Here is a 14747-nt window from a genome sequence, read left to right on the forward strand (position 1 = left end):
CGCCCACCCCGGACCACCCCATGCCCCGTTTCTTCAACAACGCCGGGCCCGTCAAACCCGAGCTGCACCATCACATTGATCCCCTGACCCGGGTGGACTGGGAAGACGTGCAGGCCCTGATTGCCCAGCAGCGCTACTTCGTGCTGCACGCCCCCCGCCAGACCGGCAAGACCAGCACCCTGCTGGCCATGATGAAGGCCCTCAACGCCGAGGGGCGTTATGCCTGCGCCTACGCCAACATCGAAGGGGCTCAGGCTGCCAGAGGTGATGCGACACAAGGCATACCCGCCGCCTGTGATGCCTTGGTCAGTGCCATTGAACTGCACCTGGGGCACGATTGGTTGAGTCAGTGGTATGCAGGCCGGCGCACTGCCACCTCTCCGCAAACCCTCCTCACCCAGGTACTGCAGTACTGGGCCCAGCACAGTGACCGCCCGGTGGTCCTTTTCCTGGACGAAGTGGACGCCCTGGTGGGCGACACCCTCATCTCCCTGCTGCGCCAGATCCGTGCCGGCTATGCCCAGCGCCCGGAAGCCTTCCCCCAGAGCATCGTCCTGTGCGGCGTGCGGGACGTGCGTGACTACCGCCTGCATCAGGAAGGCGCCCAGGTGATCACCGGCGGCAGCGCCTTCAACATCAAGGCCAAGTCGCTGCGCATGGGCAATTTCACCCAGGATGAATGCAACGCCCTGTGGCAACAGCACACCGACGACACCGGACAGCCCTTCGACCCCGCCCTCTTCCCGGAGCTATGGGAAGACACCCGCGGCCAGCCCTGGCTGGTGAATGCGCTGGCCTACGAACTCACCTGGGAATTCAAGCCGGCCCGCGAGCGCAGCCGTCCACTGTCGCTGGAAGACTACCGTGCCGCCCGGGAGGCCCTGATCCAGTCCCGGGCCACTCACCTGGATCAACTGGCCGACAAGCTGCGCGAGCCCAGGGTGTGCAACGTCATCAAGCTATTGCTTGCGGGTGCCGAGAGCGCACAGCGACTGCCCATGGATGACCTCCAGTACGTGGAGGATCTGGGCCTGATAGAGCGTCGGCCGATGCTGCGCATCAGTAACCGCATCTACCGGGAGGTGATCCCCCGGGAACTCACCTGGACCACCCAGGAGACCATGGCGGAGCAGCAGGCCTGGTACCTCACCCCCGACCACCGCCTCGACATGCCCAAGCTCCTGTCCGCCTTCCAGCAATTCTTCCGCGAACACGCCGACAGCTGGATGGAGCGCTTCGACTACAAGGAAGCCGGCCCGCAACTGCTCATGCAGGCTTTCCTGCAGCGCATCGTCAATGGGGGCGGCCGCATCACCCGGGAATACGGCTTGGGCCGCAAGCGCACGGACCTGTTCATCGAATGGCCCACGGACGAGGGCAGGGGATTCCACGGCCCGATCCAGCGGATCGTGATCGAGCTGAAGCTGCAGCGGGGCGCGCTGGAAACCATCATCGCCAAAGGCCTGGAGCAAACCGCCGCCTATGCCGACCAGGTCGGCGCGGACGAAGCCCACCTGGTGATCTTCAACCGCGACCCTGAAGCGAGCTGGGATAACCGCATCTGGAAAGATCAGCGCAGCGAAGCAGGGCGCATGATTCAGGTGTGGGGGGCTTGAGCAGGCCTTGCCCTGCGCCGCTTGCGGGGGCGGTAGCCACTCAGGTCGACATGCAATTCACCAGTGCGCCTCTTCCCGTGAACTGCTCAAACACCCACTCCCAACCGCTCCCCCTGATAACTGCCATCCAGCACCCGCTGCCACCAATCCTGGTTCTGCAGATACCAGGCCACCGTCTTGCGCAACCCGCTCTCGAAGGTCTCCCGGGGCACCCAGCCCAGTTCCCGCTCGATCTTGCCAGCATCAATGGCATAGCGCCGGTCGTGGCCGGGGCGGTCCTGCACGAAGGTGATCAGATCGCGATAATGCCCGTCGGCCGCCGGTGGGCGTAGTTCCTGCAACAGATCGCAGAGGGTCTCCACCACCTCCAGGTTGGTCTTCTCGTTATGCCCGCCAATGTTGTACGTCTCGCCCACCGCGCCGCCGGTGGCCACCTGGATCAGCGCCCGGGCGTGATCCTCCACATACAGCCAGTCGCGGATCTGCCCCCCGTCGCCATACACCGGCAGGGGCTTGCCCGCCAGGGCGTTGAGGATCATCAGCGGGATCAGCTTCTCGGGGAAGTGATAGGGGCCATAGTTATTGCTGCAGTTGGTGACCAGGGTCGGCAGGCCATAGGTACGCTGCCAGGCCCGCACCAGATGATCCGAACCGGCCTTGCTGGCGGAGTAGGGGGAACTGGGCGCATAGGGTGTGGACTCGGTGAACAGCCCCTCCGGCCCCTCCAGATCCCCGTAAACCTCATCGGTAGAGATATGATGGAAGCGAAAGTCCCGGGCCCGCTCCGGATCAGCCTCCAGCAGTCCCCTCCAGTAGGCCCGCGCCGCCTCCAGCAGCACATAGGTGCCCACCAGATTGGTCTCCACAAAGGCCGCCGGCCCGTCGATGGACCGATCCACATGGCTCTCCGCCGCCAGGTGCATCACCACATCCGGCTGATGCTCGGCAAAGGCCGCCGCCATGGCCGGCGCATCGCAGATGTCCGCCTGGATGAACCGATAACGCGCGTCATCCGCCACCGGCGCCACCGACTCCAGATTCCCCGCATAGGTGAGCTTGTCCACATTCACCACCCGATGGGACGTGTGCTGAATCAACTCCCGCACCACCGCCGAGCCAATGAATCCGGCACCGCCGGTGACCAGAAAGGTTTTAACAATCACTCAAACACCTCCGCCCTGGCCAGAGACACCCCTTGGCGATCCTTGTCCGAAAGCACGGGCGGCGCCTCCAAAGGCCACTCAATCCCGATCTCCGGGTCATCCCAGGCAATGCAGCGCTCACACTCTGGGGCGTAATAATCGGTGGTCTTGTAGAGAAATTCCGCTGTCTCACTCAGCGTGACGAAAGCATGGGCGAACCCCGGTGGAATCCACAACTGCTGCCGATTCTCGGCAGACAGCACAGCCCCCGCCCACTGCCCGAACGTGGGCGACCCCCGCCGGATGTCCACCGCCACATCAAACACCTTCCCCTGCACCACCCGCACCAGTTTACCCTGGGCATGAGGCGGCAACTGGTAATGCAGCCCCCGGAGCACCCCTCGCACCGACCGGGAGTGGTTATCCTGCACAAACGCGGCCTTGCAGCCCGTGGCGGCCTCAAAGGCCCGGGCATTGAAGCTCTCGAAGAAAAAACCCCGATCATCGCCAAACACCTTGGGGGAGAGGCGGATCACCTCGGGGACGGCGAGTCTTTCAGCTTGCATCGTGATTCCCGAATTCTGGAAAGCGCCAGAGCATAATGCCCACAGCCCCATCATGGAAGCACGTCATTCTTGAAGCTCCCGTGGGAGCGGCCCTTGGCCGCGAACAGCCACCCATGGCCATTTCTCATCTTGGTAGTGTATCGTTTACGATGCGCTGCGCCTGAACTCACGCCCGTCCGGCAAGAAACCGCGCGCAAGAGAAGCCCTTCACCCCCAAGAGACATGAGATGTCACGCAAAGGAATCATTCTCGCCGGCGGCTCCGGCACCCGCCTGTATCCCATCACCCAGGCCGTATCCAAGCAGCTGCTGCCGGTCTACGACAAGCCCATGATCTACCACCCCCTCTCGGTGCTCATGCTCGCCGGGATCCGGGACATCCTCATTATCTCCACCCCCCGAGACCTGCCCCAGTACCAGGACCTCTTCGCGGACGGCAGCTATCTGGGCCTCAATATCCAGTACGCCGAGCAGCCCAGCCCCGACGGCCTGGCCCAGGCCTTTCTCATCGGTGCCGACTTCATCGGCACCGACCCGGTCACCCTCATCCTGGGTGACAACATCTTCCATGGCCAGCACTTCAGCGACCAGCTCAACCAGGCCAGTCGACGGGAAGAGGGGGCCACTGTCTTCGGTTATCAGGTGAAGGACCCGGAACGCTTCGGCGTGGTGGAATTCGACGACGCCGGTCGCGCCCTTTCCATCGAGGAAAAACCCGCGCGCCCCCGCTCCCACTATGCCGTGACCGGGCTGTACTTCTACGATAACCAGGTGGTGAGCATCGCCCGTGACATCAAACCCTCGGCACGCGGGGAGTTGGAGATCACCTGTGTGAATAACGTCTACCTGCAACAGGGCCGTCTCCACGTGGAGCGCCTGGGGCGAGGCTTCGCATGGCTGGACACCGGCACCCACGACAGCCTCCTTGAGGCCTCCCAATACGTGCAGACCGTGGAGCACCGCCAAGGGCTCAAGATCGCCTGCCTGGAGGAGATCGCCTGGGAAAAGGGTTTTATCAGCGACCAGGCCATGGAGGCTTCCGGCCAGGCCCTGAAAAAGACGGGTTACGGACAATACCTGCTGCAATGCCTGCATGAGCGCCGCCGTGGCTGAATCGGCTAACACCTTTCTCGTCTGCGAACGGCTGGAAGCCGAATTCTGATTCAAGATTCTCAGTATTCATAATGCATATAACTATTTTGAATGAAAAGGAAACGGACGTTGACGGGTTCAAACGATATGAAAAAAGTAAAGATCTCTAACTTTTTGAAAAGAAAAAGCATCGTTGTGCCCTTCAGTCATCAGGTCACCCGTCGTGGTGATAGCAAAGGAGCATCCCATAAGATTCATCTGGATTTGAAATACTATAGAGATACCTACCCTGACCTGGCGGGACTAACAGATCAGGCACTGATCCAGCATTGGCATGCCCATGGTTATCAGGAAGGTCGCTTCGCCTCGGCTTCTCACGCGGCGGGGGATCCGCAATTTGCCTCCGAGCCCTCAACCACAGAACCTGACGCGCCCACAGAGGTAGATGCAGACTTTTACCTGACTCTGTACCCTGACCTTAAAACCAACGGTGTTACCACCCAGGCCCAAGCTGAAGCCCATTATCGGCGGCATGGCAAAGCCGAAGGGCGCACCCCCTCACTGGCTGCTTGGGCCAAAATTCACAGCTTGCCGTTGTCGGTTCTGCCCGCACGCTTTTCACTGCGTGAGATCCTGGAGCGCACCGCTGGTCGTGGGGTTGAACTTGATCCCCAAGTCGTGTTGGACACCTTTCTCGGAAAAAACATCACTCCTCTGGCGCTGTCGGATAATGACCATGACACCCACGAGGCCTACCTGGCGCTGGCGAAGCATCACTTGGTCAAAGGCAACCCCGAAAAAGGCCAAGCATTGCTGGAGGCTGCGCTGGTATTCGAGCAGTCTACCCAAGTGCTTGAATTGTTGGGTAATATTTATCTGGATCGACAGCAGTACAGCTTGGCGTTGAGGTATTACAATCTGGCCGCGACCAAACCCAATGTGCATTGTTGGGTGTATTTGCATCGTGCCAGTTGTCTTGTGAAGCTGGATCGCCATGTGGAGGCACTGGAAAGCCTGATGGAATCCCGGGTCCGTTTTCCCCAGTTTACCCATCAACTCGATCGACTCGATGACGTTGCCGAGCAGATCTGGGCATCCCTTTATCCTAGGTGTATGGTGTATGTTGACATGCAGGCTCGTGAGCACTTGGTCGAAAAGGTCAACCAGTATGCCCGCACGCTCTATCGTACCTACTTACCTTATTTCGGCGGCCCAGCAAGCTCAGATCCGCTGACCATTCCCGCCTTGCCCCCTCTTGGGCATCTGAACACGGATAAAATCCTCATCATCGGTGATTACCATGTTCCGCAGTGCGTACGCTATCGCATCACACAGAAGATCGAGCAACTGGAAGCTGTGGGCAAGACCGTCACTGCCATTGACTGGATGGAACTGGAACAGCATCCCAACGCGCTGGCGCTCCATGATATCGTCATTTTCTACCGCGTGTCGGCTGTGCCGAAGATCATAAAGGCCATTGCTCAGGTCAATGCCACGGGTAAGCTCAGCCTGTACGAAATCGATGACTTACTGTTTGATCCCATTTATCCACCACCCATTGAAACCTACGGTGGCTATGTCAATCTGGACACCTACCGGGAACTGACCCGAGGTATGGCGCTTTTCAACGCTGCCGCGCGGTTGTGCCGCCATGGTATCGCTTCGACCGAGCCACTAAGGAACCGCTTGGCGCCATTGGTGATAGAGCAGCAGTGTCTGTTGCATCGCAACGGGTTGGACCACCTCAACCGATTCCGTACCCAGGACAACACACACAAGCAGACCATCGATATTTTCTACGGCAGTGGTACGCAGGCCCACAACAGCGATTTCGTCGAACTGGCCTTGCCCGCCGTTGAGCGGATACTGTCTCAGAATTCGAAGGCTCGACTGGTGGTTGTTGGCTACCTGCGCCTGCCCAAGGCCTTTCGAGTCCGATTTGCCAGCCAGTACAGGCAGTTGCCGCCGGTCAAGAGTGTGCGGGGCTACTGGTCACTGCTGGAACAGGCCGACATCAACCTTGCGGTGCTGCATGAAGATCCTATCAATGACTGCAAGAGTGAACTCAAATGGTTCGAGGCGGCCTGTTTGGGTGTGCCTTCCATCGTCAGTGGTACCGCCAATTACCGGGATGTAATCGAAGACGGCGTGGATGCCTTTATCGCCTCCACCAGTGAGGCTTGGTACCAGGCTTTGAAACAACTAATCGATAGCCCCGAACTGCGCCGCTCCATGGCCCGCACAGCTGTGGAGCGGGTGCAGACTGCCTATAGCCTCAAGGCATTGGGGGATAGCCTGGTATCTCAACTAGCGCCAATGGCTACACTCACCACCACCCGGCGCAAGGTGGCGCTGGTGAACGTATTCTTCCCGCCCCAATCTATTGGCGGCGCCACGCGGGTGGTGGCGGATAATTTCAAGGCTCTGCGCAAGCACTACCACGAAGACCTTGATCTTTGTGTGTTCACTGCGGATGCTGAATGTCGTACATCCCACCGCATGACCGTGTATCAAGAGCAGGGAGTGCGGGTTTATCGTGCCACCACGCTCTGGCGTGAGCACATGGACTGGCATCCGAAAGATCCCGAGATGTATAAGCTTTTCAGCGAGTTTCTGGCCTTGGAGCAGCCGGACATGGTGCACTTCCACTGTGTACAGCGCCTCACCGCCTCCATTGTGGAAGCCGCTCGGGATGCGGGCATCCCCTACATGGTGACGGTACATGATGCCTGGTGGATTTCCGATTTCCAGTTTCTGGTGGACCATCAGGGCAAGGTGTATCCCCAGGGGCATCCCGATCCCTATGAACCCATTGAGTTGCCTCCAGGTATCTCATTGGCAGAGTCCATCCAGAGACGGCACGATCTCAAGGAGTTGCTGCATCAGGCCCATAAAGTGCTGACGGTATCCCATGCCTTTGCCGAGATCTATCGTCAGAATGGCATCAGGGAGATTGAGGTCATCCCCAACGGCATTTCCGATGATGTGCCTTGGGCCCCCAAGGACACAAGCTATACGGATCGGGTTGTGTGCGGCCATGTTGGTGGCATGTCAGAGCATAAGGGGTACTATCTGCTCAAGGAAGCGGTACTGACTGCACAGCCGGACAATCTGGAGTTTTTGGTGGTGGATCATTCCAAGGAAGAGGCCTATGAGCAGAAAAGCTATTGGGGCAAAGTGCCAGTCACGTTTATCGGACGTGTAAACCAAGATCAGGTTGTTGACCTGTACCGGAGGATTGATGTGTTGTTCGCGCCTTCGACTTGGCCGGAGAGCTTTGGGCTGGTAACCCGCGAGGCGGCGGCTTGTGGGTGCTGGGTGGTGGCCAGTGATATGGGAGGGATTGGGGAGGATTTGGTTGAGGGAATAACCGGGCATGTCATTAATCCGACTGAAAAGGCACTCAATGACGTGTTGAATAAAATAGGGCAACAAACAAAGCACTATAAGCAGTGCATTGAAGGGCCTGGTCGAGCAACGGCCTTGCAACAGACGGAACAGCTAACGAAAGAGTATATGGGTATATGTCGAAATTTGTAATTGGGATTGGTTCGCAGCGTGCTGGTTCAACGCTGCTGCATCACATTCTTAGTGAATGCACTGATATCTTTATGCACCCCATAAAGGAGTTGCATTATTACGATACTTTATATGGTGTGCGTCACCCGCATGTTTTGAGAGAGTTCTCAAAGCGGCAGCTTGATAGAGAACTAAATCGCTTAATTAGTGCAAAAAACTACTCTTATATTAATAAGCGTTACAAATGCTATGTCCGAGCAAATAGGATTCTTGCTGAGAAAGACATCAAAGATATTGACTATCTGGATTTGTTTCGTCCTTGCATTATGGGGCATGCCACTCTCGGTGAAATTACACCGGAATATATGATTCTGCCGGAGCCGGGCGTGGAAAAGATGTCGAATGAGTTAGGCAGAAGTGCCAAGATCATTCTGATATCCCGTGATCCAGTAGATAGATTTATATCAGCCTTTAAGCTATTAAAAGTTTACCGTGGAGATCGTTATGATAAAGAGAGGGTCTCCGAAGGTATCAACGAGGCACTGGAGACCATGCCTGAATGGGTTGCTCAGCAGGCTGCGTTAAATGATTACGGGTCAGCCATGGAAAAATACCAAAAATATTTTGACGATGTGTTATTAATGAGCTATGAAAACATGGTGGCTTCACCAGAGAAAACGAGCGGGATCCTTCAAGAGTTTCTCGGCTTGCCGGTTGATAAAGAAAAGATGAAAGATCTTATGGGGAATCGAGTTAATGCAATAGGAGAAAGTGGTGAAGTGCCAGATGATCTTCGTGCTGTTATTCTCAAGGCGGTTACCTAAATATTTTGTTAAGGGAGCCTCTAGGTTCTGTCTGAAAAGTATGATCGGAAGCAACGAACAACACATGCGAGACAAACCATGGCTCGAAAGCTCTTGGCAAGCTTGTCGTATCGAGTGCCTATACGTCGCATTTCCTTCATCCAGCCAAAAAGGCGCTCCACAATGTTCCGTTGCCGGTAGCGTGCCTTGTCGAAGCCCCGACTCCGGCCACGACGCGGTCGCCTGTGCATCTTCCGGCTGGCAATCACTGGTTTCATGCCGTAGCGATCACAGTATCGTCGGAGCGCGTCACTGTCATAACCCTTGTCGGCCACGATGTGATCACAGCGTTTTACTGGGCGACCCACAGGTCCGGGCAAATGAACACGTTCCATCACCGTCGTGAACCATCGGGAGTCCGCATGCTGACCCGGCGACAACTCGAACGCCAGCGGGTGCCCACGGCCGTCGCACACCAGGTGGATCTTGGTGGTCAGGCCGCCTCGACTGCGCCCCAGGGCATGGTCTACGGGTTCTTCAGACCCCCCTTTTTACCGCCTCCAGAGGCGGCTCGAGTAGCGCGGGTCGATGTCGAATCCAGCATCCAGGTCTCCAGATCCATCAAGCCGTCCTCGCGAAGCCGTAAATGCAGGCGCTCCAGGACCAGCTCGAAAGTCCCCTCATCCCGCCAAGTCCGGAATCGGTCATACACAGTCTTCCATGGACCAAATCGTTCCGGCAGATCACGCCACTTGGCGCCAGTGCACAGAATCCAGAAGATACCATTGAGCATCTGTCGATCATCACGCCGGGGACGCCCCATGCGCTGTGGTGTCGATACGATATCCTTGACCAGCTCCCACTCTGCATCGGAAAGCTCGTACCGCCCTGCCATGAGTCCTCCTGTACAGATTCATCATGGTACAAACTTAGCAAAATCACTTTTCAGACAGAACCTAGTGATTACCGGGAACCTCGAAAAATACGTTCTGCCCGCTCATGATACAGATAGGTCCCCACCATGAAGCTGCCGCCGATGATCCCCGGACTGTTTGACCTGGATGAACGCTACGCCCTGCTGGAAAAGCTGGGCGACCCGCTGCCAAGGCTGAATCGGGTGGTGAACTGGGAGATGTTTCGCCCGCTGCTGGCTCAGGTGTATGACAAGCCCCGCAAGAGCAAGGCCGGGGGCAAGCCGTATGACGTGGTGCTGATGTTCAAGGTTCTGGTGATTCAGCGCCTGTACAACCTGTCGGACGATCAGGTGGAGTACCAGATCCGTGATCGCTACTCGTTTTGCCGTTTCCTGGTCCTCAAGCCGGAGGGACAGGTGCCGGGTGCCAAGACGGTCTGGGTGTTCCGGGAGCGGCTCAAGGAACTGGAATTGGTGGATGAGCTGTTTTGTGCCCTGATGCGGCAGATCGATGCCAGCGTCCACGATAGCCAGATGCTGGATTTTCTGCTGGATGACACCAATACCAGTGCCGATCTTTGGGGGGCAACTATCTTGACAGCGGGGGAGGTCAATCGACCGCTCAACGAGCGGCAAAAGGTCGCCAACCAGCGCCGATCCAAAAGACGCGCTCGGGTCGAGCACGTCTTTGCCAGCCAAGCGGCCATGGGAGGGCAACTGGTGAGAACCATCGGCCGGGCCCGCGCTCGGGTCAAGATTGCCTTGAACAACATGCTGTACGACCCTAAACGGTTTACCTATCTGCAGGGGCGACCGCATGAGGGATCATCCATATCCTTGGGATGGGGCGCAAATAGCCCGGAAAGATCCATCATTTTAGGTCTTGAGACCTCCGTTTTCCTGTCTGCAGATGTGAAAATGGGCTGGGAACTTCTGTTTCCATACCCGGGGGTAGTGCTTTCAGAAAATATAATTTTTAGAGGCCCTCTTACCCATCGGGTATTATATCTCCAGGCCTCTATATCTATTAAATCGGCCAAAAAATAGCTATGCTGCTGCGTACTAAATTGTCTTTTTATGAAAATGACTGGTAAGCTGTTTTTTCAGTTTCTATTGAGGTTTTAATTGTGGAGTTAAGTAAGGTTCTTATTTCCGATTTATATCTTGAAGTTGCAGGAGGGAAATGCAATGTACCAACAATCAGGAAGTTTTATCAAGAAGTAAATTCTGGAGTCTCTTTGTTGCCTGTCGAAGATTATGATTCAGTAACATTAATTTCTCCCGTCGGTCATGGTACGCATTTTTTGACAATTTCCTCTTACCTGCTCTGTATTTCGCTGTCTCAAAAAATTAATAAAATTAACCTAATTGTAACTAAGGAGTGGGATAGGTTTAAATCCAATCCAGATATCAGCAATAAAGGAATGAGAGATGAGTTTTTATCTAACATAAAGCAAGCATGTGAATTCTATCGAATTCCTGTTGATTTTATTCTTGGGAAAGTTTCATTTAGCGTTGCTAGTCAGGTCTGCGATATATCAGAAAATCTCAATCATGTTGTTGTGAAGTTTAAAGGGGCAAACCCTCTCTATTCAAATTTTTTGATGAATAAAGAGATTTTCTGTAAAAGGCCAGTTGTAACGGCTACTTTTAGCAGTTTCGTAAAAAGCTGTTCTTTTAGTGATATTGTTCTTGTAAGAGATAAGTTTCTTGATTCTAAACAATGTAGATATTTTACTACTCCTACTTGTATGCCAGCTAAGAGAAAGCTTTCCAATAAAGATAGGATAAACGTTCTATGCTCTGTATATTCGGGGGAGAGGATTAGGGAAAGTCTGAATCGCCTGACGCCTGTTGAATGGCGATATTTTTATGAGTTTATACGCAATAATGATCTATCTATTTACTTTGTTGGACTGGATTCAGTGGATAAAACTAAGGATGTTTTCCCTGATTACTTTAAAAGTTTGCTGGGCACGATGATATTTTTAAACGGAAAAATGGATCTGACTGCTTTGTACGAAAGTGTTGATGTGTTTTTCACCTTGCCAAATGCATTTGGTGGTGGTAACGGAGCTAGGCAAGCTATTAATCAGGGAGTTCTTGTTTTGGCTATCGATGATGAAAATTCAGATATTTCTAAATTGGTCAGGGATGGTGCTATCTATAGTAGTTTTGAGGAATTATTAAAAGCAATTCAGGATCTTTTAGTTGGTAGGTCTAAATTTGATGCTTTTTTAGAAAAGCAGATTGATTATTATAATGATTCTGAAAATATCTTTTATAAATCAATTGTTTTTGAGGGTATTATTAGTGAGTCTTTTTCTTTTTTTAAGGAAAGAAAAAGTTTAATCTGAAGTTTCCGGGTTTCCCTCACGCTGCGAGCGACAGTAGCTGAGCGATCATACGGCTTGGGGACGGGTTAAAACCGCTGCTCAACCTGATGTGGGAAGTCCAAGACAGTAGTTAGTGTTTAGAAGGTTGGTGATTAATGTTTAAAAGAAAATGGCTCTTTATTGGTGGTGCTCAGCGTTGCGGGACGACTTCTTTTTTAGAGTATGTTTCTAAGTCTTTGTATTGTCAGCCGTTTTCTCCCGCCTCGCCAGAGCCAAAGCTTCTCATGAATATGAGTGATAATGAAAATGTCTTCAGACAATGGGAGCATAGCTCTGTAGAGGACAAGGTTATTGTGGAGAAATCCACTAGCTACATAGAATTCCCGCAGGTGGCAATAAATATAAAAAGTTTCTTTCAGGATGCAAAAGTTGTTTTCTTGCTTAGGGATCCTGTGGAGCGAGCGATATCCAACTACTTTTTTTCCAGAAAGAACGGTTTGGAAATAAGAGGAATTCTCGATGCCTTGTTTGATGATGGCTATGAGGAAATTCCTTACTCAACATCTGTCAATCCTTACAATTACCTAGGTAGGGGTGTTTATGTTGATTATATTAGGGGGTTCTATGATGTGCTTGATGAGAGTCAAGTTTTGCTTGTTGTAATGGAGAAGCTTTATTCTGATTTTCAATACAGAAAAAGTGTCATGATGGAGCTTGGATTTCCGGATCTTGTGGGCATTTCTGTCGAAAAAACCAATGCTGCGGTTAGGGGGGCGCACGTCGATTATAATAAAGGGTTGGTAGACTCTCTTGCCTCGTACTATGGAGAAAGCAATTTAAGGTTGCAGGCTGAATACGGTGTCGATATTTCTTTGTGGAGGTAATGGTGTGGCTATGCGATTCAATATCCCCTGCAGTACAGGATCAGAAGTTGATTTTTTAAGGCAGGCTGTTGAAAGTAGAAGGCTGTCTGGCGATGGTGTTTTCGGTAAGGCATGCCAGGCATGGTTTGAAGAGAATCTTTCATCTTGTAAAACGCTGCTGACGCCTTCCTGCACCGCTGCACTGGAAATGGCCGCCATGCTGATTGATATTCAGCCAGGCGATGAAGTCATTATGCCTAGCTATACCTTTGTCAGCACAGCAAACGCATTTGTGCTTCGGGGTGCGAAAATCGTATTCGTTGATATTCGGCCAGATACGATGAATATTGATGAAGCCTATATTGAAGCGGCCATTACCTCTAGGACCAAAGCTGTCGTGCCTGTTCATTATGCAGGCGTCGCTTGTGAGATGGATGCAATTATGGAGATTGCGTCACGTCACGATCTTTTTGTGATCGAAGATGCGGCCCAAGGGATGATGAGTACCTACAGAGGTAAAGCGCTGGGAGCGATTGGGCACCTTGGTGCTTTTAGCTTCCATGAAACCAAAAATTATACCAGTGGTGGTGAAGGTGGCCTGCTTATTATTAATGATGAGCAGTTTGTACAACGTGCTGATATTATTCGTGATAAGGGCACCAATCGTAGCCAATTCTTCCTAGGTCAAGTCGATAAATATACCTGGGTTGATGTGGGTGGCAGCTACCTTCCCAGTGAGCTGCAAGCTGCTTATCTGTGGTGCCAACTACAGAATGCAGACGAGATAAATCAAGATCGTTTAAAGACCTGGAAAGCTTACCGAGATGCTTTTGAGCCGATTCGGGAGACTGGTCGGGTGGAGCTGCCATTTATACCGAAACATTGCATTCATAATGCGCACATGTTTTATCTGAAGTTGGAAGGCCTTGAGCAGCGCTCCGCATTTATTAAGTATTTAAAACAGCGCGATGTAATGGCCGTGTTCCACTACGTTCCGCTGCACAGCTCGCCTGCAGGGAGTAAGTTTGGTGAGTTTTGTGGCCAAGATAAATACACGACTAAAGAAAGTGAACGTCTGGTGCGCCTGCCAATCTACTACGGCATGACAATTGAGGAACAGAGCCAGGTGATAAATGCTGTCACTTCATTTTTTGATTAGAAAGTTATGAAGCTTCTCATCACTGGGTAAGCAATGGGATGGACTCCTGCTCACCCTGCCGCAGAATCGTGGATGGTGCAAACTGGTGGGGATGAGGTGTCACCAGCCAGTGAGAGGAGAAGTCCAGATGAACATTACATGGGTCGGCGTCGATATCGCAAAGTCGGTTTTTCATATTCATGCGGTGGATCGACATGGTGAAATCCAGTGGCAGGGTAAGTACCCCCGCTGGCAAAGTAGTTGGAACCTGACCTGCTGTTAGAATCTTAAACCCTGAAGGGGGCGAAGAGAGGGTTCCGATGAAGTACTCCGAAGAACGCCGAGAAGCAGTGCTCAAGAAACTGTTCCCGCCCAACAACCGGCCCATCTCCGAGGTGGCAGAGGAAGAAGGGATCTGCTGGCACGTCTGGCTCTGGTGCGCGTGGACGATGCCGCGCATCGGGCCATCTGGAACGAGTTGATGGCGCGCGAGCACCCATGCGGGATGGGCCCGCTGGTGGGGGCTCAGATGCGCTATCTGATCGGTTCGGCGCATGGCTGGCTGTGCATGGGTATTGTCCCTAGACATTTACTGGGCTCGGAATAAAGGTTTCCTTGCACCGGTGTGCACCGCGGGCTCGGTCGAAGTGACATTGAAATGATCTATTCTGACAGCCTCTATCATTTGATGAGACTCTCACTGAACCCATGCGTTTCATATGTCGGAAATTTAGGAAGTGGAGAATTAGAGTCTCTTTCC

The 14747-nt window shown here is 53.4% G+C and carries 11 protein-coding genes and 1 pseudogene; 8 read left to right on the forward strand and 4 right to left on the reverse strand.

What is annotated here, in order from left to right; genetic code table 11:
- The first annotated feature begins 20 nt into the window (after positions 1 to 20).
- Positions 21 to 1616: an AAA family ATPase gene (locus tag ECTOBSL9_RS10995; RefSeq protein ID WP_063465091.1), complete on the forward strand. Its 1596-nt coding sequence runs from the start codon at positions 21 to 23 to the stop codon at positions 1614 to 1616.
- Between the two features lie 86 nt (positions 1617 to 1702).
- Here ECTOBSL9_RS10995 and rfbB read toward each other — a convergent pair whose 3' ends face one another.
- A complete protein-coding gene (rfbB, locus tag ECTOBSL9_RS11000) occupies positions 1703 to 2776 on the reverse strand; it encodes a dTDP-glucose 4,6-dehydratase (RefSeq protein WP_063466152.1) in 1074 nt (357 codons plus the stop codon).
- Positions 2776 to 3324 carry a dTDP-4-dehydrorhamnose 3,5-epimerase gene (gene rfbC / locus ECTOBSL9_RS11005; RefSeq protein WP_063465092.1) on the reverse strand — a complete coding sequence of 183 codons (549 nt, stop codon included), beginning with the start codon at positions 3322 to 3324 and terminating at the stop codon, positions 2776 to 2778. Before rfbC ends, rfbB begins: the two co-directional genes overlap by 1 nt.
- A gap of 227 nt (positions 3325 to 3551) precedes the next feature.
- Here rfbC and rfbA point away from each other — a divergent pair, with 227 nt between their 5' ends.
- The 3 genes from rfbA to ECTOBSL9_RS16630 all read left to right on the forward strand — a co-directional run bounded on the left by rfbA (position 3552) and on the right by ECTOBSL9_RS16630 (position 8758).
- Positions 3552 to 4436 (forward strand): glucose-1-phosphate thymidylyltransferase RfbA, encoded by an 885-nt coding sequence (gene rfbA, locus ECTOBSL9_RS11010; RefSeq protein WP_063465093.1) that lies wholly within the window; start codon positions 3552 to 3554, stop codon positions 4434 to 4436.
- A 126-nt stretch (positions 4437 to 4562) separates the two neighbouring features.
- Positions 4563 to 7955 (forward strand): glycosyltransferase, encoded by a 3393-nt coding sequence (locus tag ECTOBSL9_RS11015; RefSeq protein WP_082829879.1) that lies wholly within the window; start codon positions 4563 to 4565, stop codon positions 7953 to 7955.
- Entirely contained in the window at positions 7940 to 8758 is an 819-nt protein-coding gene (locus ECTOBSL9_RS16630) for a sulfotransferase (protein WP_082829880.1), read from the forward strand. Before ECTOBSL9_RS11015 ends, ECTOBSL9_RS16630 begins: the two co-directional genes overlap by 16 nt.
- A 20-nt stretch (positions 8759 to 8778) precedes the next feature.
- On the opposite strand, the gene ECTOBSL9_RS16635 is transcribed toward ECTOBSL9_RS16630, so the two are convergent.
- Positions 8779 to 9632 (reverse strand): IS5 family transposase gene (locus ECTOBSL9_RS16635; protein WP_156500099.1). Its coding sequence is split into 2 segments (ribosomal slippage): positions 8779 to 9278 and positions 9278 to 9632, totalling 855 coding nucleotides; the frame shifts between segments, so codons are not numbered across the junction.
- 141 nt (positions 9633 to 9773) lie between these two features.
- On the opposite strand from ECTOBSL9_RS16635, the pseudogene ECTOBSL9_RS11030 reads away from it, so the two are divergent.
- The 4 genes and pseudogenes from ECTOBSL9_RS11030 to rffA all read left to right on the forward strand — a co-directional run.
- Positions 9774 to 10457 (forward strand): annotated as a pseudogene (locus ECTOBSL9_RS11030) (transposase); the annotation flags it as partial.
- Between the two features lie 320 nt (positions 10458 to 10777).
- The gene (locus ECTOBSL9_RS16990; protein WP_156500100.1) at positions 10778 to 12007 is read left to right on the forward strand and encodes a response regulator transcription factor; all 1230 of its coding nucleotides are present in this window, start codon (positions 10778 to 10780) and stop codon (positions 12005 to 12007) included.
- A gap of 134 nt (positions 12008 to 12141) precedes the next feature.
- Positions 12142 to 12870, forward strand: a complete 729-nt coding sequence (locus tag ECTOBSL9_RS11035) for a sulfotransferase domain-containing protein (protein ID WP_156500101.1) — start codon at positions 12142 to 12144, stop codon at positions 12868 to 12870.
- 10 nt (positions 12871 to 12880) lie between these two features.
- Positions 12881 to 14008: a dTDP-4-amino-4,6-dideoxygalactose transaminase gene (gene rffA / locus ECTOBSL9_RS11040; RefSeq protein ID WP_063465099.1), complete on the forward strand. Its 1128-nt coding sequence runs from the start codon at positions 12881 to 12883 to the stop codon at positions 14006 to 14008.
- Positions 14009 to 14027: 19 nt separating this feature from the next.
- On the opposite strand, the gene ECTOBSL9_RS17845 is transcribed toward rffA, so the two are convergent.
- Positions 14028 to 14543, reverse strand: a complete 516-nt coding sequence (locus ECTOBSL9_RS17845) for a hypothetical protein (RefSeq protein ID WP_371259030.1) — start codon at positions 14541 to 14543, stop codon at positions 14028 to 14030.
- Positions 14544 to 14747: the final 204 nt, after the last annotated feature.

Origin of the sequence: Ectothiorhodospira sp. BSL-9 (assembly GCF_001632845.1) — a bacterium.
GTDB lineage: Bacteria > Pseudomonadota > Gammaproteobacteria > Ectothiorhodospirales > Ectothiorhodospiraceae > Ectothiorhodospira.